Origin of the sequence: Frondihabitans peucedani (assembly GCF_039537585.1) — a bacterium.
Classification (GTDB): domain Bacteria; phylum Actinomycetota; class Actinomycetes; order Actinomycetales; family Microbacteriaceae; genus Frondihabitans; species Frondihabitans peucedani.
Genome location: NZ_BAABAU010000001.1, coordinates 1671113 through 1694132 on the forward strand (window position 1 = coordinate 1671113; position 23020 = coordinate 1694132).

Annotated in this window: 22 protein-coding genes; 14 read left to right on the top strand and 8 right to left on the bottom strand. The window is 71.6% G+C overall.

Going from position 1 to position 23020, the window contains the following annotated elements; translation table 11 throughout:
• Positions 1-94 precede the first annotated feature (94 nt).
• The gene (locus tag ABD733_RS07670) at positions 95-1366 is read right to left on the bottom strand and encodes a TetR/AcrR family transcriptional regulator (RefSeq protein WP_344794699.1); all 1272 of its coding nucleotides are present in this window, start codon (positions 1364-1366) and stop codon (positions 95-97) included.
• A gap of 111 nt (positions 1367-1477) precedes the next feature.
• Here ABD733_RS07670 and ABD733_RS07675 point away from each other — a divergent pair, with 111 nt between their 5' ends.
• The 4 genes from ABD733_RS07675 to ABD733_RS07690 all read left to right on the top strand — a co-directional run bounded on the left by ABD733_RS07675 (position 1478) and on the right by ABD733_RS07690 (position 6601).
• Positions 1478-3469, top strand: a complete 1992-nt coding sequence (locus ABD733_RS07675) for an ArnT family glycosyltransferase (protein WP_344794701.1) — start codon at positions 1478-1480, stop codon at positions 3467-3469.
• A gap of 89 nt (positions 3470-3558) precedes the next feature.
• On the top strand, positions 3559-4200 hold the full coding sequence (locus ABD733_RS07680; protein WP_344794703.1) for a dihydrofolate reductase family protein: 642 nt from the start codon (positions 3559-3561) through the stop codon (positions 4198-4200).
• A 47-nt stretch (positions 4201-4247) separates the two neighbouring features.
• Positions 4248-4880 carry a TetR/AcrR family transcriptional regulator gene (locus tag ABD733_RS07685; protein WP_344794704.1) on the top strand — a complete coding sequence of 211 codons (633 nt, stop codon included), beginning with the start codon at positions 4248-4250 and terminating at the stop codon, positions 4878-4880.
• Positions 4877-6601: an MDR family MFS transporter gene (locus tag ABD733_RS07690; protein ID WP_344794706.1), complete on the top strand. Its 1725-nt coding sequence runs from the start codon at positions 4877-4879 to the stop codon at positions 6599-6601. Before ABD733_RS07685 ends, ABD733_RS07690 begins: the two co-directional genes overlap by 4 nt.
• Here ABD733_RS07690 and ABD733_RS07695 read toward each other — a convergent pair.
• The 3 genes from ABD733_RS07695 to ABD733_RS07705 all read right to left on the bottom strand — a co-directional run bounded on the left by ABD733_RS07695 (position 6571) and on the right by ABD733_RS07705 (position 9292).
• A complete protein-coding gene (locus ABD733_RS07695; RefSeq protein WP_344794708.1) occupies positions 6571-7860 on the bottom strand; it encodes an ArsB/NhaD family transporter in 1290 nt (429 codons plus the stop codon). The genes ABD733_RS07690 and ABD733_RS07695 overlap by 31 nt on opposite strands.
• Positions 7857-8336, bottom strand: coding sequence for a CBS domain-containing protein (locus ABD733_RS07700; RefSeq protein ID WP_344794710.1), 480 nt, complete (start codon positions 8334-8336; stop codon positions 7857-7859). The genes ABD733_RS07695 and ABD733_RS07700 overlap by 4 nt, the downstream gene beginning before the upstream one ends.
• Before the next feature lie 65 nt (positions 8337-8401).
• On the bottom strand, positions 8402-9292 hold the full coding sequence (locus ABD733_RS07705) for a helix-turn-helix transcriptional regulator (protein ID WP_344794712.1): 891 nt from the start codon (positions 9290-9292) through the stop codon (positions 8402-8404).
• A 165-nt stretch (positions 9293-9457) separates the two neighbouring features.
• Here ABD733_RS07705 and ABD733_RS07710 point away from each other — a divergent pair, with 165 nt between their 5' ends.
• The 8 genes from ABD733_RS07710 (at position 9458) to ABD733_RS07745 (ending at position 16804) form a co-directional block, all read left to right on the top strand.
• A complete protein-coding gene (locus tag ABD733_RS07710) occupies positions 9458-10495 on the top strand; it encodes a 2-keto-3-deoxygluconate permease (RefSeq protein WP_344794715.1) in 1038 nt (345 codons plus the stop codon).
• Positions 10492-11673 (top strand): four-carbon acid sugar kinase family protein, encoded by a 1182-nt coding sequence (locus tag ABD733_RS07715; protein ID WP_344794717.1) that lies wholly within the window; start codon positions 10492-10494, stop codon positions 11671-11673. The genes ABD733_RS07710 and ABD733_RS07715 overlap by 4 nt, the downstream gene beginning before the upstream one ends.
• A 10-nt stretch (positions 11674-11683) precedes the next feature.
• Entirely contained in the window at positions 11684-12685 is a 1002-nt protein-coding gene (gene pdxA, locus ABD733_RS07720) for a 4-hydroxythreonine-4-phosphate dehydrogenase PdxA (RefSeq protein ID WP_344794719.1), read from the top strand.
• Between the two features lies 1 nt (position 12686).
• The gene (locus ABD733_RS07725; RefSeq protein ID WP_344794721.1) at positions 12687-13457 is read left to right on the top strand and encodes a DeoR/GlpR family DNA-binding transcription regulator; all 771 of its coding nucleotides are present in this window, start codon (positions 12687-12689) and stop codon (positions 13455-13457) included.
• A 17-nt stretch (positions 13458-13474) separates the two neighbouring features.
• Positions 13475-14080: a hypothetical protein gene (locus tag ABD733_RS07730; RefSeq protein ID WP_344794723.1), complete on the top strand. Its 606-nt coding sequence runs from the start codon at positions 13475-13477 to the stop codon at positions 14078-14080.
• 85 nt (positions 14081-14165) lie between these two features.
• Positions 14166-15200 carry a zinc-binding dehydrogenase gene (locus tag ABD733_RS07735; RefSeq protein ID WP_344794725.1) on the top strand — a complete coding sequence of 345 codons (1035 nt, stop codon included), beginning with the start codon at positions 14166-14168 and terminating at the stop codon, positions 15198-15200.
• 311 nt (positions 15201-15511) lie between these two features.
• Complete coding sequence (locus tag ABD733_RS07740) at positions 15512-16000, top strand: hypothetical protein (RefSeq protein ID WP_344794727.1); 489 nt, start codon at positions 15512-15514, stop codon at positions 15998-16000.
• A 33-nt stretch (positions 16001-16033) separates the two neighbouring features.
• The gene (locus ABD733_RS07745; RefSeq protein ID WP_344794729.1) at positions 16034-16804 is read left to right on the top strand and encodes a copper homeostasis protein CutC; all 771 of its coding nucleotides are present in this window, start codon (positions 16034-16036) and stop codon (positions 16802-16804) included.
• A 56-nt stretch (positions 16805-16860) separates the two neighbouring features.
• Here ABD733_RS07745 and ABD733_RS07750 read toward each other — a convergent pair whose 3' ends face one another.
• Together ABD733_RS07750 and ABD733_RS07755 are read right to left on the bottom strand one after the other, a co-directional pair.
• Complete coding sequence (locus tag ABD733_RS07750; protein WP_344794731.1) at positions 16861-17463, bottom strand: DUF1349 domain-containing protein; 603 nt, start codon at positions 17461-17463, stop codon at positions 16861-16863.
• Positions 17460-18536 (bottom strand): FUSC family protein, encoded by a 1077-nt coding sequence (locus tag ABD733_RS07755; protein ID WP_344794733.1) that lies wholly within the window; start codon positions 18534-18536, stop codon positions 17460-17462. Before ABD733_RS07755 ends, ABD733_RS07750 begins: the two co-directional genes overlap by 4 nt.
• A gap of 69 nt (positions 18537-18605) precedes the next feature.
• Between ABD733_RS07755 and ABD733_RS07760 the strand changes: the two genes are divergently transcribed.
• Positions 18606-19010: a MarR family winged helix-turn-helix transcriptional regulator gene (locus ABD733_RS07760; protein WP_344794735.1), complete on the top strand. Its 405-nt coding sequence runs from the start codon at positions 18606-18608 to the stop codon at positions 19008-19010.
• 77 nt (positions 19011-19087) lie between these two features.
• Here the strand turns inward: ABD733_RS07760 and ABD733_RS07765 are convergent, their stop codons facing one another.
• Together ABD733_RS07765 and ABD733_RS07770 are read right to left on the bottom strand one after the other, a co-directional pair.
• Positions 19088-20311, bottom strand: coding sequence for a DUF2254 domain-containing protein (locus ABD733_RS07765; protein WP_344794737.1), 1224 nt, complete (start codon positions 20309-20311; stop codon positions 19088-19090).
• A gap of 54 nt (positions 20312-20365) precedes the next feature.
• Positions 20366-21481, bottom strand: a complete 1116-nt coding sequence (locus ABD733_RS07770; RefSeq protein WP_344794739.1) for a PQQ-dependent sugar dehydrogenase — start codon at positions 21479-21481, stop codon at positions 20366-20368.
• Between the two features lie 170 nt (positions 21482-21651).
• Here ABD733_RS07770 and ABD733_RS07775 point away from each other — a divergent pair, with 170 nt between their 5' ends.
• Positions 21652-22971 (top strand): alpha-amylase family glycosyl hydrolase, encoded by a 1320-nt coding sequence (locus tag ABD733_RS07775; RefSeq protein WP_344794741.1) that lies wholly within the window; start codon positions 21652-21654, stop codon positions 22969-22971.
• Positions 22972-23020 lie beyond the last annotated feature (49 nt).

Below are 23020 nucleotides of genomic sequence, written 5' to 3' on the forward strand. Positions count from 1 at the left end.
TCGCTTGTGCGTGAAGAGACCGTAGCAACAATTTCCAACAAAGTTAACGCGTGGTCGGGTATTTGTTGAGTCTTGGTCGAAAACCACCCGCGCGTCACCTGTCCGATTGTCGCGACCCGACAATGCGAGCCGGATCGACGAGGGACCGGTTGATCTCGAGGCGGACGAGCTCCGCGGCATCCTGGTCGTCGCGGTAGAACGACCGGATCCGCAGGCCCTCCCACAGCCCGAGCATCCACACGCCGGCCTCGTCGGGGTCGACCCCCGGGCGCAGGAGCCCGTCGGCCTGCACCTCGCGGTAGACGCCCCGCAACCGGTCGATCAGCCGACCGTACCGCTCGACGAAGTACGCCTGGGCAGGATGGTACGGATCGACCGCCTCGAACGCCAGAGCCGAGCGCACCCGCGAGATGTCTCCGGCGTCGGGGTAGGCGAACGCGAGCTCGTAGACCTCGCGGAGGTAGTCGAGGCCACGAGCCTCGTCGCCGCTGGCGATGCGCGGCTGGTCGGGCCGCCCGCCGGCCTCGAGGACCTCGCGCAGGAGGTCCTCCTTCGTCGGGAAGTGGTAGATCAGCGTCGTGTGGGGGATGTCGAGCTCCGCGGCGATGGCCCTGATGCGCGCCTTCCGGAAGCCCTCCGCGGCGAAGACGACGCCGGCAGCCCGGACGATCCGGTCGCGGAGGGGGAGGTCGGTGTCGTCGGCGGCAGCGGCGCCGGGACCGAGGCGTCGCGCAGGAGGCTGCGAGGGGCGTGCCGGATCGCGCGGGACAGGATCGTGCAGGGCAGGATCGCGCACGGTCGTCAGCGGCGGATACCCGGCCCCGTCGCCGACCTCCGCGATCCTGCGATCGAGGCTCGTCCACGGGTCGATGCGCGACGGCTCGTAGAGCCACATCAGACGGAGGCCCTCCCATCCCGCCTGGACGGCGCGCGCCTCGGGCCCGAGGCTCCCTCCGAGCAGCCCCTCGATCCCGGAGAGCTGCTCGGCGACGAACGCGTGCCCGGCGTGCGACGGCCGCCGCGCCTCGCCGATCAGGTTCGTGTAGAGCGTCGCCTCGTCGCGCCTCTCGAGGAGGCGGTCGAGGAGGAGCCGGACCTGCTCGCGCGGCGGCCGGTCGGCCACGCCCAGCGCTCGGAACGCCTCGAGGTTCCGATCGTTGATCCGCTCGACCATGGCCGTGTAGAGGGCCTCCTTGTCGGCGAAGTGCCGGGCGACGCCGGGCGCGCTCATCCCGGCCCGGGCGGCGACGCCGCGGAGGGAGCCGTCGGCGTAGCCCCGCGCCACGAACTCGGCCTCGGCGGCGTCGAGGATCTCGACCCGGCTCGCCGCGCTGCGTCGGCGTCGGCCGTCGGAGGGGGTGGCCATGCGGACTCCTCCCGACGACTGTCGGAGCCGATGGCTGGAACGTACCCCGATCTGGCCGACAATGTTAGCAGCTGGTCGGATACGGCCGCAGGCTCATGCGAGCATGGCGGCGTGACTCGACCGCACGAAGCCCGCTGGCTCCTCGCCCTCGCCGCGCTCGTCGCGTGCTTCGTCGTCGTCGCCACCTGGAACCTCGGTACGGCCGGCTACTCCGAGTTCTACGCCTCGGCGGCACACAGCATGACTGTGAGCGGCGGTGCGTTCTGGTCGGGGTCATTCGATCCTGCGGCGACCATCACCCTCGACAAGCTGTCGGGATTCCTGGTGCCGCAGGCCCTCTCGGCCCGGCTGTTCGGGTTCCACGAGTGGTCGCTCGCGCTCCCGCAGGTCGTCGAGGGCGCCGTGACGATCGTCGCGGTGTTCGTCATCGGTCGTCGTCTCCGTGGTCCGGGGACCGGCCTCCTCGCCGCCGGGGCCTTCGCCGTCACGCCCCTGATGGTCTCGATGTTCGGCCACACGATGGAGGACGGCCTCCTCACGATGAGCCTCGCGGTGGCCTTCGTCTTCTTCCAGCGCTCAGTCGAGACCGGTCGGGTCAGAGACCTCGTGCTCGCCGGGATCGTCGTCGGGATCGGCTTCCAGGCGAAGATGCTGCAGGCGTGGTTCATCGTGCCCGCGCTCGTGGTCGCCGTCCTGGTCGCCGGGCGGCCTCTGCTCCGGTCGCGGCTCAAGCGGGGGCTCCTGCTGATCGGCGTCGTCATCGTGGCCTCCCTCGCCTGGATGACCGTGATGCAGCTGATCCCCGCCGGGTCGCGGCCGTTCTTCGACGGCAGCCGCGAGGACGACGTGTTCACGCAGGTCTTCGGCTACAACGGCCTGAACCGCTTCGTGCCCGGCCTGATCCCGGGGGCGGCGCCGACGTTCCACAGCCCGACGCTGTCTCCCGGCTCGGACGGGATCAGCCCGCTGAAGCTCCTCGAGCCGGCGTTCGCCACCCAGGTCGGCTGGTTCTTCCCGTTGGCGCTCGCGGGACTCGTGGGCTCGCCGCGTCGACGGGCGCAGGATCACGCCACCGCCACGACGACCATCGCCCTCGGCGGCTGGCTCGTCACCTCCGTCGCGGTCCTCAGCGTCACGGCGATCCCGCACACGGCCTACCTGGCGGCGGTGAGCGTCCAAGTGAGCCTCTTCGCGGCCATCGGGCTGCGCGACTCCGCAGCCGCGGCCCGACAGGGGCGACCGGCCCCGCTCCTCGCGGTCGTGGGGGTCTCGACGGCGTGGAGCCTCGTGCTCCTGGTGAAGAGCACCGTCGCGCCGACCTGGCTGATCGCCGTCGTCGCGCTGACCGGCGGCCTCGCGGTCGTGGTGCTCGCGGGGGTGCTGGTCTCGCGGGTCGTGCTCTCGCGGGTCCTGGTCTCACGGGTCCTGGTCTCGGCGCGGCTGCCGAGAGCCCGCCGACCCCGCCGCGCACCCCGAGGCGGCCTGGCCCTCGTCGTCACGGTCGCCACGGCGCTGGGAGCGGCGGCCCTCGTTGCCGCACCCTCCGTCTGGACGCTGTCGACTCTCGATCCTGCGCTCGCCGGCACGGCCAACGACGCCTACGCCGGCCCGCGCCCTCAGCGGGTGGGGTTCTTCTTCCAGACCGATGCCCCTCCGGCTGATCGCGAGTCGTTCGACCGCTTCCGGGTCGAGCCGCCGGTCTGGTCCGCCCCCGACGTCGCTCTCACGCCGGAGCAGGAGAGCCTCGTCCGCTTCACCCGCCGGAACATCGACGGCGGCCCTCTCTTCACGACGACGTCCTGGTTCGAGGCAGCGCCTTATCTCATCGCCGCCGGGCTCGACGTCCGGTCGATCGGCGGGTTCTCCGGAGCGATCCCGACGCCCACGCTCGGCGAGGTGCGACGCGGCGTCGCGGACGGCTCGCTCCGCTACTTCCTGCTGCCGTCTCGCTCGACGCCGCGTGCAGGATCGGCGGGAGGGCGAACCGAGGCGGGCAGGATCACGGCCTGGGTGACCGCATCCTGCTCTCTCGTGCCCGACTCGCGCTACGAGGGCACGACCACGCTGGCCGGCCTGTCGCTCTGGGACTGCCGGGTGCGGTGAGCCTCGGCTCCCGCTCCCCGACTCGACCTGGACGCGTGAGCCCACGAGCCCTAGGGTTGCGCCGAGCGGATCACCGAGAGGGGCAGCACGTGTCGAAGGTCAGAGTCCACAACTTCGCGGTGTCGCTGGACGGCTACGGAGCCGGGGCGGACCAGTCGATGGAGCAGCCCTTCGGCCACGCCGACGGCCGCCTGATGAGCTGGTTCATGGGCACGAGGTCGTTCCACGCCATGCAGGGCCAGGAGGGCGGCAGCACCGGCGTCGACGAGTCGTTCGCCTCCGCCTGGGGTCCGGGCATCGGCGTCGAGATCATGGGCCGCAACAAGTTCGGCCCGCAGCGCGGCCCGTGGACCGACGACGACTGGATCGGCTGGTGGGGCGACGAGCCGCCGTTCCACACGCCCGTCGTCGTCCTGACCCACCACCCTCGCGAGCCCCTCGCGCTCGAGGGCACGACGTTCCACTTCGTCGACGCCGCACCTCGGGAGGCCCTCGCCGAGGCGCGCGCGCTGGCACCCGACACCGACGTTCGGATCGGCGGCGGCGTCGAGACCGTTCGGGAGTTCCTCGAGGCAGACCTGATCGACCACCTGCACGTCGCTGTGGTGCCGATCGTCCTCGGCCGGGGCGAGCAGCTCTGGACCGGCCTGGAGAGGGTCGAGGAGCGCTTCGACATCGAGACGACCGCATCGCCCTCCGGCGTGACGCACCTGGTCTTCACCCGGAAGTAGTACCGGGGTCTGATGCACTATCGAGTGGAGAGTGCAATTCTGATCGGATGATCCCGAAGAAGACGCGCACCCGCTCGGCGCTCGTCACGCGCGCCCGACGGCTGACGGCCGAGGTCGGGCTCTCCGGCTTCACCGTGCAGCAGCTCGCCGACGACGTCGGGATCTCGCGCCGCACCTTCTTCAACCACTTCCCCACGAAGGAGTCGGCGGTCCTCGGCATCGAGAACGGCCTCGACGACGCCCTGATCGCCGCGTTCACGACGGCCCGCCGGGCCGAGGACGCCGACCAACGCCACCTCCTCGACGATCTCGCCGAGCTCGCCATCGCCCACTTCGAGGCGATGAGCCCGACCGCATCCGACCTCGACGACCTCCTGACGGCCATCCAGCGCGAGCCGCGCCTCATCCAGGCCCTGATCCTCACCGGCCGAGCCGAGCAGCGCCGCTTCGTCGACCTCCTCGTGGAGTCCGATCCGTCGCAGGATCGCGCGGCCGCCGAGGTCGCGGCCGTCGCCTTCGAGGCCCTGACCCGGCTCAGCGTCGACCTCGTGCTCCGCGGCGGCGACGCACGGCCGTTCGCCGCGATCCTGCGCGAGCGGATCGCCCTCGCGCGCACCCTCTTCACCGACCAGGCCTCCCCGGCCTCCCCGCCCTCGACCCCCCAGGAGCAGACCGCATGACCACCGAGAAGACCGTCACCCCGAGCGGCGGCGGCACACCCGCGAAGGCGGCGCGAGCCAGGCGCGGATCGACCGCCGACGGGCAGCTGATCCTGACGCAGCGCCGGATCTGGATCATCTTCGCCGCGCTGATCGCCGGCATGCTGCTCTCGAGCCTCGACCAGACCATCGTGTCGACGGCCATGCCGACGATCGTCGGCCAGCTCGGCGGAGTCGAGAACCAGGCCTGGATCACCACCGCCTACCTCCTCGCGACGACGATCGTCATGCCGATCTACGGGAAGTTCGGCGACGTGCTCGGCCGCCGGAACCTGTTCCTCCTGGCCATCGCGATCTTCACCGTCGCGTCGGCGGCCTGCGCGTTCTCGACCGACTTCTGGATGTTCGTGGTGTTCCGCGCCATCCAGGGCCTCGGCGGCGGCGGACTCATGATCCTGTCGCAGGCGATCATCGCCGACATCGTGCCCGCGTCCGAGCGCGGCAAGTACCTGGGGCCGCTCGGCGGCATCTTCGGACTCGCGGCCGTCGGCGGGCCGCTGCTCGGCGGCTTCTTCGTCGACCACCTCACCTGGAACTGGGCCTTCTACATCAACATTCCTGTCGGCATCGCGGCGTTCGCGATCGCCTGGTTCACCCTGACCCTCCCGAGCAAGCGCGCCACCCGCAGGATCGACGTGGCGGGCGTCGCCCTCCTGTCGGTCACGACCGCGTGCCTCATCTTCTTCACCGAGTTCGGCGGCAACGCGAAGCACGGCTGGGGCGCGCCCGAGACCTGGCTCTTCGGCGCCGGCCTCGTGATCGCGGGGAGCCTGTTCGTCTTCGTCGAGAACCGGGCCGACGACCCGATCATCCCGCTGTCGTTCTTCCGGAACCGCATCTTCGTCATCGCCACGGCGATCGGCTTCGTGCTCGGGATCGGCATGTTCGCGGCCCTCGCGTTCGTCCCGACGTTCCTGCAGATGGCCTCCGGGGCGTCGGCGGCGGCGTCCGGCCTCCTGCTGCTCCCGATGATGGTGGGCCTCATCGGCACGTCGATCATCTCGGGCCAGGTCATCACGAAGACCAGCCGCTACCGGATGTTCCCGATCCTCGGCACCGTCCTCGTCGGCATCGCCATGGTGCTCATGACGACCCTGACCGCCGACACCCCGATCTGGCTGATCTGCGTCTACCTGTTCGTCTTCGGTGCCGGGCTCGGCTCGATCATGCAGGTCGTCGTCCTGGTCGTGCAGAACTCGGTGCCCGCGAAGGACGTCGGGACGGCGACGAGCACGAACAACTACTTCCGCGAGGTCGGGTCGGCCCTCGGCGTCGCCGTCTTCGGAGCGGTCTTCACCTCGCGGCTGACCGACAAGCTCACCGACGTGTTCACGCAGGCGGGTGCGTCGTCGTCCGACGCGTCGTCCGCCACGGCGACCCTCGATCCTGCGGCCCTGAACAAGCTGCCGTCGGCCGTCCACGACCTCGTGGTCGCGGCCTACGCCGACTCGCTCGCCCCCGTGTTCTGGTACCTCGTGCCGCTGATCGCGATCGCCTTCGTGCTGTCGCTGTTCCTGAAGAACATCCCGCTGTCGGACGTCTCCGGCATGGTCGCTCGCGGCGAGGCGATCTCGGGTGCTGAGGCCGAGGCTGCGGAGGCTGCGCTCGCGGAGACTGCTGCCGCGGAGGCTGCTGCCGAGGACGCAGCCGGTCAGCCGAGGAAGTACCGCAGCCAGAGGTAGGGCAGGCAGAGCCCGACGGTCACCCCGGTCACGATCAGGCCGTACTTCGTGAAGGTCCAGAACGAGACCGGGTGGCCGTTGCGCTTGGCGATGCCGGTCATGACGACGTTGGCGCTCGCCCCGACCGCGGTGAGGTTGCCGCCCAGGTCGGCTCCGAGCGCGAGGGCCCACCAGAGCGCGCGGGCCGGACCGCCGCCGGACTGCACGAGATCCTGCGTCAGGGGCGCGAGCGTCGCGACGTAGGGGATGTTGTCGACGACGCCGGAGATGATCGCCGAGCCGAAGAGAAGCGCGGTGGCGGCTCCGAAGTAGTTGTCGCCCACGGCCTCGGTCGCGGCCTTGCCGACCGCGTCGATGATCCCGAGGTTCACGAGCGAGCCGACCATGATGAAGAGGCCGGCGAAGAAGAGCAGGGTCTCCCACTCCACGTCGCCGAAGACCTTCCGGGGCTCGAGGCGCGCGAGCAGGAAGAGCAGGCCGGCGCCGAGGAGCGCCACGATCGACGGCTCGAGCCCGGTCAGCGACGACGTGACGAAGCCGACCAGCACCAGCCCGACGACGACGAGCGACTTCACGAGCAGCGACCGGTCGCGGATGGCCTCCCGCTCCTCGAGCGCCATGATGTCGTCGACCCGCGACTCGTCGAACGCGAAGGTGCTGCGGAACAGCACCCGGCACAGGACGATCAGGACGCCGACGAGCACGACGATGATCGGTGCGAGGTTCAGCACGAAGTCGTTGAAGCCGAGCCCGGCGCGGCTGCCGATGATGAGGTTCGGCGGATCGCCGATGAGGGTCGCGGTGCCGCCGATGTTCGACGCGAACACCTCCGCGAGCAGGAACGGCACCGGCGACTTGCCGAGCCGCTGTGCGACGAGCAGCGAGACGGGGGCGATCAGGAGGATCGTGGTGACGTTGTCGAGGAACGCCGACAGCACCGCCGTGATGACGATGAGCATCACCATGATCCGGAACGGTCTGCCGCCCGCCCGCTTCGCCGCCCAGATGGCGAGGTACTCGAACAGGCCGGTCTGGCGCAGGATGCCGACGATGATCATCATCCCGAGGAGCAGGAAGATCACGTTCCAGTCGACGCCGGTCGACTCGGAGAAGAACACGGCCGCGTCGTCGGTGGCGCCGATGATCACCATCAGGGCGGCCCCGCCCAGGGCGACGAGCACTCGCGGCAGCTTCTCGGTCGCGATGAAGACGTACGCGGTCACGAAGACCGCGATGGCGAGGACGATCTGGACGGTCACTCGGCGGTGCCCCGCTCGTCGACCGTCGCCACGATGGCATCGAGGAGGTGCGGCAGAGTGACGAAGCCGTGGTCGACGCCGTCGTCGCCGACCACGCGGCAGACCTGCGTCCGCGCGTCCACGAGGCGGGCCGCGACCTCCACGAGCGTGGCGTCGGGCTCGACGGTCAGGATGGCGCGCGCCTGCACCTCGTCGTCGTCGAGGACGTCGCCGATGGTCCGGTCGGCGAGCTCGCCCCAGAGGTCGCGGACACCCGACTCCCCGACGACGTTGGCGAGCGACAGGTCGTCGCGGATGTAGCGCGGGAGCATCAGACGCGCGACGTCGATCGCCGACACCACCGCCTTCGGCACACCCGACGCGTCGGCCACGACGAGCCCGATGAGGTCCTGCTCGGCGATGATCCGCACGGCGTCCGACGCCTTCGAGGCGCGGTCGACGAGCGGGAGGGAGATGGTCAGGTCGGAGGCTCTCACCCCCTCGACACTAGAGACGTGCGGGCGAGGGCGCGCGGCCGGGCGACCCGAGCCCCGCGCGAGGCTCAGGCGCCCAGGGCCTCCCGGGCATCCTGCGCGTCTCGCCGCTCGCGGGCCTCGGTGGCGGCCCAGCTCGCGAGGAGCTCCAGCCCCTCCGCCGACGACGAGTCGGGCTCGGCGCTGTAGCTGAGCAGGATCAGCCCCTCGTCCGCGACGAGCTGGAGCGCCTCGTAGCTCAGCTCGAGGTCGCCGACGACGGGGTGGTGCAGGCGCTTCCAGCCGGCGCGGTGCTGGTGCACGTCGTGCTGGGCCCAGAGGGTGCGGAAGATCTCGCTCCGGGTCGAGAGCTCGCCGATGAGGTCGGTCAGCCCCTTGTCGTACGGCGTCCGGCCCGCCTCGTTGCGGAGCGAGGCGACCGTGTCGGCGACGATCTTGTCCCACTCCGGCCAGAACTCCTGGGCCCGCGGGTCGAGGAACGCGAACCGCGCCGTGTTCGGCGGCTGCACGGGCGAGTCGAACACCTGCGAGTAGAGGGCGCGGCCCATCGTGTTCGTGGCGAGGACGTCCATCCTGCCGTTGCGGACCCACGCCGGAGCCGTGATCGACTCGAGCAGGCGCAGGACGCCGGGGCGCACCCGGCTGGCCACCGGCCGGCGGCGGGTGCCCACCGACGCGTTGGCGATGCGGGCCAGGTCGAACAGGTGCGAGCGCTCGGTGTCGTCCAGCTGCAGCGCGCGGACCAGCGCCTCGAGGACGCTCTCGGACACTCCCCCGAGGTTGCCGCGCTCGAGGCGGACGTAGTAGTCGACGCTGACGCCCGCGAGCAGGGCGACCTCCTCGCGACGGAGCCCCGGCACCCGGCGGCTGCCGCCGAAGTCGGGGAGTCCGGCGCGCTCGGGCGTGATCCGCGCGCGGCGGGTCGCGAGGAACTCCCGGATGTCGCTCTTGTTGTCCACGACAGCACGGTACGTCACCGGCCCGCGGTGCGGGAGGCCCCCGCAGTACCTGGCGGGCGGCGCCGTTCGCTTTTGCGTGATTTGCGCACACTGCTGCGCAGTGTGTGCAAAACTGGATTCACGGGGCCGTCCCTTCGGCTCCGACACGAAACGACGAGGTTGCGTATGTCTGTCCCCATCAAGGCCGCCATCGAGAAGGTCCCCGGCGGCATGATGCTGATCCCCCTTCTCACGGGCGCCGTCCTCGCGACGGTCGCCCCCGGCACGGCCGACTTCTTCGGCTCCTTCACCGGCGGGCTCCTCACCGGGAGCACGCCGATCCTCGCGGTGTTCTACGTCTGCATGGGCGCGAGCATCGACCTCCGGGCGACGCCGTACATCCTGAAGAAGGGCGGGGCGCTCTTCGGGTCGAAGGTCCTGCTCGCCGTCGTCATCGGCATCGTCGCGGGGCGCTTCATGACGGAGCTCCCCGTGCAGAACAGCCTGCTGGCCGGGCTGTCGGTACTCGCACTCGTGGCCGCGTTCAGCGACACGAACGGCGGGCTCTACATGGCCCTGATGGGCCAGTACGGGAAGCCGAAGGACGTCGCCGCCTACTCGATCATGACGATCGAGTCCGGGCCCTTCCTCACGATGCTCATCCTCGGCGTGGCCGGACTGTCCGCCTTCCCGTGGCAGACCCTCGTGGGCGCGGTCATCCCGCTCCTCCTCGGCATGCTCCTCGGGTCTCTCGATCCTGCGATGCGGAAGTTCCTCTCCTCCGCCTCGCCCGTGCTGATCTTCTTCTTCGGGCTCGCGCTCGGCTTCGGCATCAGCCTGCAGACGGTCCTGAGCGCCGGTCTCGTCGGCGTGCTGCTGGGCCTCGTCGTCCTCTTCCTCGGCGGCGCCGTGCTCTTCCTGGTCGACCGGCTCACCGGCGGCACGGGCCTCGGCGGTCTCGCGGCGTCGTCGACCGCCGGGAACGCGGCCGCCGTGCCGATGCTCGTCGCAGCCGCCAACCCCGCCTACCGCGAGGCGGCCGGGCCCGCAACGGTGCTCGTGTCGGCGGCTATCGTGGTCACGTCCATCGGGACGCCCCTCGTCGTCGCCTGGTACGCCCGGAGACTCGCTCGTCACGGACGAGGCGACGCGGTGTCGCTCTCCGAGTCGGGCTCCGAGTCGGGCTCCGAGGGAGTCCCTGCAGGATCGAGGACCTCCGCGTGACCGCACTCCCGGGAACCCTCACGATCATCGCCGACGACCTGACGGGTGCGGCCGACGCGGCCGGATCGTACGGGGGCAGGTCGAGCGCCATCGTGCTGGACTCCGCGGCGTGCTGGCCGACGGCCGACATCGTGGCGGTCGACACCGAGAGCCGCTACCTCTCCCCCGAGGGCGCCGCGGAGAGAGTCGCCGCCGCCGTGCACCGTTCTCTCGCCCAGCAGCGGCCCGTCTTCAAGAAGATCGACTCGCTCCTCCGCGGACACATCGGCGTCGAGGTGGCCGCGGCTCTCGCAGCGCTCGGCGGGCAGGATCGCGGCCTCGCCGTCGTCGCGCCGGCATTCCCGGCCACCGGCCGGACGACCGTCGGGGGGATCGTCCACATCGACGGCGCACCGAACGCGGCAGGCCGTCACGGAGGCGACGTCGCTCACGCACTCCGTGAGGCAGGACTCCGCGTGGGTGTCCTCCGGCCTCGCGCAGAGGACACTGCCGAGCACCTGGCCGCCGACCTCGAGCGTGCTCGGGCCGACGGATTGGACGCGGTCGTGGTCGATGCCGTGGACGACGACGACCTGGAGCGCATCGCCCGCGCGACCGAGCTGCTGACCGGGACGTGCCTGCCGACGGGATCCGGCGGTCTCGCTGCCCACATGCTCCGCGAGAGCAGCGACGGCCTCACCCCCGCTCCCTCCCGAGGCGGGGCCGAGCGCGTGCTGATCGTCGTCGGGAGCTACTCCGGAGTCGCCCGGTCGCAGGTCGACGAGCTGGTGAGGAGCGGCGCCACCCTCGTGGAGGTCGCGCGTCTCACCGACGGCGGTCTCGTTCCGCTGCTCGAGGACCTCGGCATCGGAGGCGACGTCGTCCTCACGCCCGAGCTGCTCGCTCCGATCGAGAAGGACAACGCGCTCGACGTGGCCGCGGCCCTCGCTGCGACCGCGAGCCGGAACGCCCACCTGTTCGGAGCGCTCGTCCTGACCGGCGGAGAGACCGCCCGTGCGGTTCTCGACACCCTGCAGATCGACCGGCTCCGCGTCCACGGAGCCCTCGAGCCCGGCGTCGTCCTCAGCAGCCATCCCGACGTCGGTCCGCTGCTCGTGACCAAGGCCGGCGCCTTCGGCGACACCCACACCCTCGCTCGGATCGCACGATCCCTGCGCGACCCTCTGAACGAAGAGTAAGGAAGACACAATGAAACCGATCATCGCGATCACCATGGGCGACGCCGCCGGCGTCGGACCCGAGATCATCGCCAAGGCCATGGCCGATCCCGACATCCGCGAGCGCGGGAAGATCTTCGTCATCGGAGACCTGCGCCGACTCCGACTGGCCATGGACGTCGTCTCCAGTCCTCTGGAGCTCCGGGCGATCACCGACCCGTCGGACATCGTCGACGACCCGGCGGTCATCGACATCATCGACATCGACTGCATCCCGGAGGACCTCCCGTGGGGCCGGCTCTCCGCGGAGGCCGGTCACGGCGCGTTCCTCTTCATCCAGAAGGCCGTCGAGCTGGCGATGGCCGGCTCGATCGACGCGATCTGCACGGGCCCGCTGAACAAGGAGGCCCTCCACCTCGCCGGCCACGCCTTCCCGGGTCACACCGAGATGCTGGCCGAGCTCGCCGGCGTGAAGGAGGTCTCCATGATGCTGACGGCCCCGAACATGCGGGTCATCCACGTCACGACGCACCTCGGCCTCGTCGACGCGATCGCCAGGATCGACGGAGACCGGGTCTACCGCACCATCGCGCGGGGGCACGACCTCCTCGTGAAGTCGGGGATGGAGAACCCCCGGGTCGCTGTCGCCGCGATCAACCCGCACGGCGGCGAGAACGGGCTCTTCGGCAACGGCGAGGAGGCTGCCAAGGTCCAGCCGGGTGTCGACCGGGCACGCGCAGAGGGCATGGACGTCGTCGGTCCCCTCCCGGCGGACACGCTCTTCATGCTGGCCAGTCGCGGCGACTACGACCTCGTCGTCGCCCAGTATCATGACCAGGGCCACATCCCCGTGAAGGTGCTCGGCCTCAAGAACGGTGTGAACGTCACCGTCGGGCTCCCCTTCGTGCGCACCTCGGTCGACCACGGGACGGCGTTCGACATCGCCGGAAAGGACATCGTGGACCACGAACCGCTGCTCGAAGCGCTCCGTCAGGCCGGCGACCTCTCCCCCGACCGCTCCGGCGACGCCTGACGTGAACGCCCGGGATCGTCGACGAGAGATCGGTCACCTGCTGCAGGAGAAGCCCATCGCGGTGGACGACCTGGCAGCGGCCTTCTCGGTCTCCCCGTCGACGATCCGGCGCGACCTCGAGGCGATGACGAAGAGCGGCGACATCGTCCGCACCTACGGAGGAGCCCGCACGTCCGGCGGGCCGGAGCGGAGCCTCCGCGAGCGCGAGTCGATCGCGGTGGAGCAGAAGTTCGCCATCGGGCGACTCGCGAGCGCGTTCGTCGAGGCGGGCCAGATCGCCGTGCTCGACGCCGGGACCACCGTCGGCGCGCTCGCGAAGAACCTGATGTTCCGTGAGGGCATCACGGTCGTCACGAACGGGCTGACGACCACGACCGTCCTGGAGCACAGCTCCGGCATCGACCTCATCGTGTCCGGCGGGCGCCTGCGGCACATCAGCTCGGGCTTCATCGGCCCGTTCGCGGAGAGGGTCATGTCGGAGATCACCGCCGACGTCGCGTTCCTGAGCGCCGACGGAGTGTCGGCCACGCTGGGGCTCTGCGAGGAGACCCCGGAGCAGGCGTCTCTGAAGCGCGTGATGGTCGAGCGGGCGCGCGACCTCTACGTCCTCGCCGACTCGAGCAAGCTCGGCGTGGAGTCGTCGCACTGGTGGACCCTCCTCGATCGACCCTGGTCGCTCGTGACCGACGACGGCGCCACGGATGCCCAGCTGGCACCGTTCCGGGCGTCCGGGCTCGTCGAGATCCACATCGCCGGCTCGAACCGGCCCTGACAACGCAGGAGGAGCAGATGGTTCTCTACGACGCGCGCCCGGTCCGTCTCGTCGGGCAGATCGTCCTGGACCTCGTGGTGGTGGCGGGCATCGTGGTCGCCGTCCTCCTGGGTCGGGCCGTGACCGCCTCGATCAGCGGCCTGGCCGGTATCGGGACCCGGGTGCACGACCAGGGGTCGGCGTTCCACGAGCAGCTGAGCCGGGCCGCCACGGCGATCGGCAGGATCCCCTTCGCGGGCAAGGCCGTGAGCCGGCCCCTCCGCGACGCCAGCAGGAGCGCCGCGTCCATCGCCGCCGCCGGCCGGCAGCAGCACGACGAGACGATCCGCCTGGCCCACCAGGTCGGGACGGGCGTGGCTGTCGTCGTGATCCTGCTGCTCGTGCTCGTGTGGCTCCGCTACCGGGGCGGCTTCATCCGCTCGGCGTCGGCAGCGCGGCGGCTCGACCGGAGGCCCGGCGGCGAGGAGCTGATGGCCCTCCGGGCGCTGGTGACGCGCGACCGGGCCGCCGGGCTGGGCCCGGACGTGGTCGAGAGGTGGCGGCAGCAGGATCCCGAGACCGTGCGGGCCCTCGCCGACCTCGAGCGCCGCTCGTCCGGCCTCCTCCGGGCGACCCGCAGGTAGGGTCGTCGAGGCGCCGCGGGTCGCCGAGGCGCCGCGGCCGACCCCGCCACCGGACGAATCGGCGCAGGACGAGAGGAACCACCCCATGCGAGCAGCACTGATGTACGCGGCAGGCGACGTGCGCGTCGAGACCGTCGCCGATCCTGCACTCCGCGAAGCGACCGACGCCGTGGTGCGGGTCGTCGCCGGCTGCATCTGCGGCAGCGACCTCTGGCCGTACGCGTCGAAGAAGCCCAGCGAGCACGGCTCCCGGATGGGCCACGAGTTCGTCGGAGTGGTCGAGGAGGTCGGCGCCGAGGTGTCGGGCGTCGCGGTCGGCGACTTCGTCATCGCGCCGTTCGTGGTCTCGGACGGCGTCTGCGACTTCTGCCGCGAGGGCCTCCAGACCTCGTGCCGCCACGGCGAGAGCTGGGGCGGCCCCGGCGTCGACGGCGGCCAGGGCGAGCGGGTCCGCGTGCCGAAGGCCGACGGGACGCTCGTCGTCGTGCCCGCCGGATTCGACGAGAAGCTGATCCCCGGGCTGCTGAGCCTCTCCGACGTCATGTCGACCGGCTTCCACGCTGCGAAGATGGGCCGCGTCTCGGCCGGCCAGTCGGTGACCGTCATCGGCGACGGCGCCGTGGGTCTCTGCGGCGTGATCGCGGCGAAGCTCGTCGGCGCGACGGAGATCATCCTGATGGGCCGCCACACCGACCGCACCGACCTCGGCCTCGAGTTCGGCGCCACCCACGTCGTCGCCGAGCGCGGCGAGGAGGGCGTCGCGCGCGTCCTCGAGCTGACCGGCGGCGACGGCACCCACGTCGTCCTCGAGGCCGTCGGCCTCCCGCAGGCGGTCGACACCGCGATCAGGGTCGTCCGCGACGGCGGCGTCATCAGCCGGGTCGGGGTGCCGCAGGATCCGACGATCGCTTTCGGGCGCCGCGAGTTCCTGCGCAACCTCACGCTGACCGGCGGAGTGGCCCCGGCCCGCGCCTACATCGACGAGCTGCTGCCGCTCGTCCTCGACGGGACCATCGAGCCGGGCCGCGTCTTCGACCGGACGATCGGCATCGAGGAGGTGCCGGAGGGGTACCGCGCGATGGCGGCCCGCGAGGCACTGAAGGTCCTCGTCGCGATGTAGCCCTGCGGCCCGCAGATCATCCCTGAGGAGGATGGGCACGGCCGCCCGGCCGGGGTTACTCTCCTGGAGGGGATCACGGTCCACCAGGGCGAGCATGACCGGCGACTCTGCGATACGGGTTGCTGACGATCACTCTCCCGGCGACAAGCCCGACGGCGCGACGATGCGCCGGCGGGCTTGTTCCGTCCGGGCTTGTTCCGTCTCCGGGGCCGGTCCGGTCCGGTCCGGGCGAGCAGCGGCCGAGACTAGGCGCACCGGCCGCTGCAGTCAACCCGCCACCGACCGCCCGGAGCGCACCTACCATCGACCCGATGAAGCTCATCACGGCCAAGGTCGTCCCGGCCCTCGGCATCTCCCTCGCGTCCGTCCTCCTCCTGAGCGGCTGCGTCGGCGGGGCCCAGAACCAGGACCCGTCCGCCGACGACCCGGGCTCGTCGGACAACCGCACGAACCCCGCCCAGGCGAACAAGAACGCCTGCGGCCTCGCCTCCGACGCGGTCCTGCAGAAGCTCAGCGACGTCTCCTCCAACGGCCCGGCCCGCGTCGGCTGGACCTACAAGAGCGACGGCGGCTGGTACGTCGCCGCTCCCCTCGGCGACAACGCCACCCTCTCGAAGGTCGTCGGGCTCTGGGCCACGAAGGGCGACCCGACGCTCACGGACTTCGACGGCACCCTCTACGCCCTCAACGACGACGCGCAGACGCAGTCGTCGTCGAGCACCGCCGCCCCGAGCTCGTTCAGCGCCGACTCCTCCGGGGCGAAGCAGGCGCTCTCGTGCGAGAAGAGCACCGACGACTGATCCTGCGCTCCTGGCACCCGCCGGTGCGGCAGAGTGAGGGCATGCCCGCCCTCGAGATCGCCGTCGCCTCCCCCCGCGGGAGCCCGCACCGCCCTTCGCGGAGGAGCCGACCGCGTCGAGCTCTGCGCCGCCCTCGAGCTGGGCGGGGTCACTCCCTCCCAGGGCCTGATCGAGGCGGCGGTCGAGACGGGTGTCGCCGTGCACGTCCTGGTCCGGCCGAGGCCGGGCGACTTCGTCTACGACGCCGACGAGCTGGCCCTGACGGAGCGCGAGCTCCGGGCTGCGATCCGGAGCGGGGCCGCCGGCGTGGTCGTCGGGGCGCTGACCCGGGACGGCAGGATCGACCGCCCGGCCGTCGCGCGCCTCGCCGCCCTCGCGCGCGCCGAGCATCCTGCGATCCGGGTCACCGTCCACCGCGCCCTCGACCACAGCTCCGATCCGGTGCTGGCTCTCGCCGACCTGGCGGGGCTCCCGGCGGAGAGCAGGATCGACCGCGTCCTCACCTCGGGCGGGGCGAGCCGAGCGGGCCTCGGCCTCGAGACGCTCAGGCGCCTCGTCGACTCCGGCTCGGGCATCGAGGTCATGGCGGGCGGCGGCGTCACGATCGCCGACATCCCGCTCCTCGTCGGCGTCGGTGTCGACGCCGTGCACCTCTCGGCCAAGCGCACCGTCACCGCCGCGCCGACTTCCGGCACTCGGCCCGCCCTGGGAGCGCAGGATGCCGCGGCCCACTCGGTCACGGACGCCGCGATCGTCGCCGAGGCCCGCGCCGCGCTCGACACCGCTGCCAGACGCCAGGGCTGAGCGCGCCAGGGCTGAGGGCCCCCGGGCTGAGAGCGCCGGGCTTCACTCGCCCCGTCTCACTCCTCCGGGTGCAGCCCCTCGTCGGCGTCGGTCAGGCGCCAGGCGGTGAACAGCACGGTCAGGCCCTCGCGGGTGGGGGCGCAGCAGAACGGGCCCGCCTCGACGGCGGCGTCGGCATCGAGCGGAGCGACGCGGACCATCCGCCACGGCTCGTCGTCGACCCGCGCGCGGATCGTCAGGGCGTCCCCGGACCGGCTCGCCCGGACCGTGACGAGGCGGCCCGACCAGTCGGGGACCGGCGCCAGCGACCAGTCGGACACGCCCCGGGTCACGACCGCGCCCATGCTCTCGACGCCGTCGCTGCGCTCGACGCCGGCCTTGATCCAGGTGGACGCGTCGACCCGGGCGAAGACCCCCGCCTGGTCGAACTGCGCCGAGAAGTCGCAGAGGAACGTCACCTCGACGGCGGCGCCCTGCGGCAGCGGTGCGACGAGGGCGTGCTCGGTGTCGTGGACGAATCCGTAGGAGGTGATCCGCCAGGCGTCGCTGCCCGCGCGGGCCGTCACGCGCATGCCGTCGCCGTCGACGACGACGGCCTCGGGCTCGGTCGTCCACGTGCCTGCTGCCCAGTCGATCCCGGTCACGGCGTTCTCGGTCACGGGTGTCCTCCTCCTGACACGGCGGCCGCGTGCCGCCGGTGTGTCACCAGCATGATGACGATCGCGACGAGTACGCCGATGGTCGTCTCGACGGCGCGGTCGGTGGCGAGCCGGTCGACGGCGATCGGCGAGGCCAGGTGCGACAGGATCAGCGCCAGCGGGGTGATGCCGATCACCGTCAGCCCGTAGTTGCGGAGCACGAGCAGCTCGGCGACGCCCTGCAGGACGATCACCACGGCGAGCAGGACGACGTCGGACGGGTCGAGCAGCAGGATCGCGAGCGCAAGGACGACGCCGATCACCGTGCCGACGAAGCGCTGGGCGGCGCGGCTGAACTGCGCGCCGAGGTTCGTCCCGACGAGGGGCACGGTCGCCGAGACCGCAGCCCAGTAAGGGTGTCCGATGCCGACGAGGGTGGCGATGCCGCCCGCCACGAGCGGGCCCGCGGCGAAGCGCAGGGTGTCGAGTCGGATGCCGGGTGCGCCGAGGAGCTCGCGCATCGTGAGGACCGCGGGGCCGTGCGTCTTGCGGCCGGAGCGCCCGAGAGCCGTGAAGCGCCCGAGCTGGCCGACGCCGGCCGAGAACAGGACCGTCGCCGAGCACAGGGCGAACGCCAGCGGGATGTTCGAGGCGGGCTGCGCGAACGACGACGTCGCACCCGCTGCGAAGACGAAGAACAGCGACCCCATCGGGAGCCAGCCGTTCTTCCGCGACAGCAGGAACCCGATGCCCGACGCCACCGTCATCGCGGCGACCGCCAGCAGGGAGCCGGCCGCTATGGCGCCCACGGCGGTGCCGAGCGTGATGCTGCCGACGAGGGCGGCGCCCGCGCCGAGCTGCATGCGGGCCCGGTCGCGATACGTCTGGTGCCGGCCGAAGACCGACGAGAAGGCGCCGAAGGCGACAAACAGCGACCAGTCGAGGTGGCCGAGCGACGCCACGATCACGAGCGGGACGGCGAGGGAGAAGGCGGCGCGGAGGGCGACCCAGTGCGCGCGGTCGTGGCCGTTGACCTGGATCGTCGAGCGGAGCCAGTCGCCGAGTGTTCCGGCCGAGCCCGGCGTCGACGTCATCCTGCCCTCTTCCCATGTCGTTCGTGTACGAACTACAGTAGGCGCAGGATCACCGAGAGGCAAGGCCGCATGCTCCACGACGAGTTCTTCCACGTCATGCGCCGCGTCGTGCAGGAGCACACCGCGCGCTGGCAGGAGGCCGGCGTGCCCGTGACGAAGCCGCAGTACGCGGTCCTGCGCGCCATCGACGAGGTGCCGGGCTCCGAGCAGACCGCTCTCGCCGTCGCGTCGTCGACCACCAAGGCGACGCTGACCGAGATCCTGGGCCGCCTCGAGTCGGCAGGGCTGATCACGCGCCGCACCGACGCGCTCGACCGCCGGAAGCGCTACGTCGATCTCACCCCGGCAGGAGCGACCCTGCTCGCGTCGTCGCGCCGCCTCGCCACCGCGGTGAACGAGAGCTTCCTGACACACCTCGACCCCGGCGAGCGGGCGACCCTCCGCGCGCTGCTGCTGCGGCTCGAGGGCGACTAGGCGCTCAAGAGAGGTCGACCGACAGGTCGTTGCACACCGCCGACCAGAGCCGTCGGGCTCCGTCACTCGGGCGCCCCTCAGGCCAGGGCCGCGGACCTCAGTCGGGCGACGGCCGCCGGCAGGGCAGCGGACCGGCCGGGTGCCGCTGTGCGGAGTCGATCGGCGAGCCCGAGCGCGGCCTGCACGACGACAGGATGCTCCGTGCCGTACGTCTCGATGGCGTCGAAGACGTCTGCGAGGAGCGCCGACGACTGAGGCCAGTGGACGACGACCCGAAGCCGGCCCTCGTCGTCACGCAGCTCAGCGGGTGCTTCCGGCCGCGACCAGAGGGGCACGAGGGCCGACGCTGCGAGATCGAGTGCCGTGACCGCCGTGTACGGGTCGTTGCTCCCGGAGGCGAGCCCTCGGACGGCCACCTCGACGAGCTGCTGCAACGCGAACCCGATGTCCTGGAACGGTGTCCGCGCAGGGCCGAGTGAGAACACACTGCGCACGACCCGGTCGACGGCGTCCGCGTCCTCGACCGCCGTGCAGCGCACGAGAGGCTCCCCCTCGATCCGGTGAGCACCCGGCATGGCCGTCACGTCCACGACGCAGTCGTGCTCGACAGCGGCGAGGACCAGCCTGTCGAAGTCGATCTGCTCGACGTAGCCGCTGCGACCTCGGAGCCGGACCGCGTGGACGAACGATGCCGGATCCGGGACTGCGGGATCCTGATCGCTCGGCTCCGGGCCTTCGGCCGGGAAGATGCGCTCCACGGCGTTCTCGAGGTCGACCTGCACTCGCCGTTGAAGCGTGGTCACCTGCACGGAGTCGGCGATGTGGTGGATGAAGAAGACGAGGAAGGCGACGTCGATCAGCCCGCCCAGCACTGCCACGTGGATCGAGATCGTCGGGACGAATCCGACGCCGGAGTCGCCCGGCGATCGGACAGACCGGAGCACCACCAGTGCGTACGCGAAGGTCGCCGTGAAGACCGCGAGGACGATCTGGTTGGCGCGATCGGCCAGGAAGTTCCGGACGAGCCGTGGCCCGTAGGTCGAGGACGTCGTGGCCAGCACGGAGATGGTGATCGAGAAGGACGTGCCGGCGACGGTGAGCATCGAAGAGCCGATGATGGTGAGGATGCTGCGTCCGCCGGAGGCGCTCAGGTCGCCGAGGAAGGCGGTGTCCGCGGCGCCATCGCCCACGAGAGCTCGATCGAGAGCGACCAGCCCCTCCCCGAGCCCGACCGCGGCGAGGCCGAACAGGGCTGGGAGGAACCAGAAGGATTCGCGTGCGCGGAGCAGGAAGGAACGCATGAGGCCGTCAGTCTCGCAGGCGCGGCGCGACCCTCGTCCTCGACGCGCTGCGGCTCAGGAGAGGTCGACCGACACGATCCTGTCGTCGCCGGCGCCGGGTGATCCGCGGCCGTCGGTGTTGTTGGTGACGAACCAGAGGGTGCCGTCGGGACCCTCGAGCACGGTCCGCAGACGGCCGAAGTCGTCGTCGAAGTACTCGCGCGAGGACGACGGATCGGAGACGGGGATGCCGCGCAGGACCTCGCCGCGCAGGTTGGCGATGAAGACCGTGTCGCCCACGACGGCCAGCCCGCTCGGGCTCGCCTCGTCGGTGGACCACTGCTGCACCGGATCGATGAAGCGCGAGCCGCCGCCCTCGCCCTCGACCTCCGGCCAGCCGTAGTCGCCGCCCGCGCGGATGACGTTGAGCTCGTCCCAGGTGTCCTGGCCGAACTCGGAGGCGAACATCGTGCCGTCGCTCGCCCAGCCGAGCCCCTGCACGTTGCGGTGGCCGAGGCTGTAGACGAGCGAGCCGTCGAAGGGGTTGTCGCTCGGGACGCCGCCGTCCGGAGTCATCCGGAGGATCTTGCCGGCGAGGGAGTCGCGATCCTGCGCGTTCTCGCTCACCCCCGCGTCGCCTACCGAGGCGTACAGCATGCCGTCGGGGCCGAAGGCGATCCGTCCGCCGTCGTGGAACGTGTTCGAGGGGAGGCCGTCCAGGATCGTCGTCGGGTCGCCGAGCGAGAGGCCGCCCGCCGAGCCGCGGAGCGGGTAGCGCTGGATGCGGTTGCCGTCGTCGGCGGTCGAGTAGATGTAGAGGTCGTCGCCGCGCACGGCCAGCCCGAGGAGTCCGGCCTCACCGCCCGCGGCGAGGCCGTCGACGACGCCCACCTCCCGGGTGGAGCCGTCCGGCCGGATCTCGAGGACCGACCCGGAGTCGCGCTCGCTGACCAGCGGGGTGTCGCCGGAGAGCACCACCGACCACGGGGCTTCGAGGCCGGTGACGACGTCGCGGGGCGTGCCGACCGGCGCCCGCTCCCCCGTCGCGAGGCCGCCAGGCGCCTTCAGGGACGCCCGCGGAGCCGCGGAGCCGTCGTCGCCTCTGCCGCTGTCGTCGGTGCAGCCGGCGAGGCCGACGACCCCCGCGATCGCGGCGATCAGCGCCAGGGTCCTGACTCTCGTGCTCGGCATGGCTCCTCCTCGGTGGGGAAGCGGCGGCGGAGCCACCGCGGGCGGCCGAGCCACCGCGGGCGGCCGGTCGACCGCGGGCCGCCAGTGAACCGCACGCGCCCGGGAGCGGTCTGAGTCGTGTCGGACCGCGGCCCGGCCGATGCTCCAGGCGGCACCTCTACTATCGAGACGTGGACTGGACCGAGCACGTCGTGTGGTGGCACGTCTATCCCCTCGGGTTCGTGGGAGCGGACACCACCGGCACCGACCGCTCGCCGGCACCGCGCCTCCTGGACCTCGTGCCCTGGCTCGACCACCTCCTCGCGCTCGGCGCCAACGGGCTCGCCCTCGGACCGGTGTTCGAGTCGTCGACGCACGGGTACGACACCACCGACTGGTTCACGATCGACCCGCGACTCGGGACCGAGGCCGACCTGGTCGCGCTGATCGAGGCCGCTCACGCCAAGGGCGTCAGGGTCATGCTCGACGGGGTCTTCAACCACGTCGGTCCCGCCTTCCCCGCACTCGTCGAAGCGCGCCGTGATCCCGGCGCGGAGGCTGCACGCCTGTTCCGGCGGGAGCCGGACGGCAGCCTGGCGACCTTCGAGGGGCACGGCGGACTCGTCGCGCTCGACCACGGGTCGCCGGAGGTCGCGCGGCTGGTGACCGAGGTCCTGACGTACTGGTCCGACCGCGGGGCGGACGCCTGGCGTCTCGACGCCGCCTACGCCGTCCCGTCCGGGTTCTGGGCGACGGTGCTGCCGCCGCTCCGTCGACTCCACCCCGACGTGTACGTCGTGGGCGAGGTGCTGCACGGCGACTACGTCGCGGCGGTGCGCGACGGCGGCCTCGACAGCGTCACGCAGTACGAGCTGTGGCAGGGCGTCTGGCACTCCCTGCAGGAGGTCAACCTCCACGAGCTCGACTGGTCGCTGACGCGGCACAACGGCTTCCTCGAGCACTTCGTCCCGCTCACGTTCGTCGGCAACCACGACGTCACCCGCATCGCCAGCCAGATCGACGACGACCGCCACCACGACCACGCGATCGTCCTGCTCTTCGTCCTCGGGGGCACCCCGACCGTCTACTACGGCGACGAGCTCGGACTCCGCGCCGTGAAGGAGGAGCGGTTCGGCGGCGACGACGCCGTCCGTCCGGCGTTCCCGTCGGCACCGAGCGGAGCGCCGGGTGCCGGCGTCGTCGATGCCGCGCCGGACGTCCTGGCGCTGCACCAGCTCCTGATCGGCCTGCGGCGGCGCCACCCGTGGCTGCACACCGCGCGGAGCCGGACGGCATCGGTCGGCAACGGGCTCCTCGTCCTCGAGATGACGGGCGCAGGATCAGACGACCGGCTGATCGTGGCCCTCAACCTCACCGACGACGAGCTCCGCGTCGCCGACCCCGCGCCGGGCGCACTCCTGGCCGGCCGGGACGCCGGACTCGACGGCGACACCCTCGTGGTCGGGCCGCACGGCTGGGCGGTCGCCGCCGCCGCTGGCGCCGCGGGCTGAGCAGCCGCGCGGGCTGAGCCGGCCTCCCGGCGGCGGCCGCCTGCAAGGC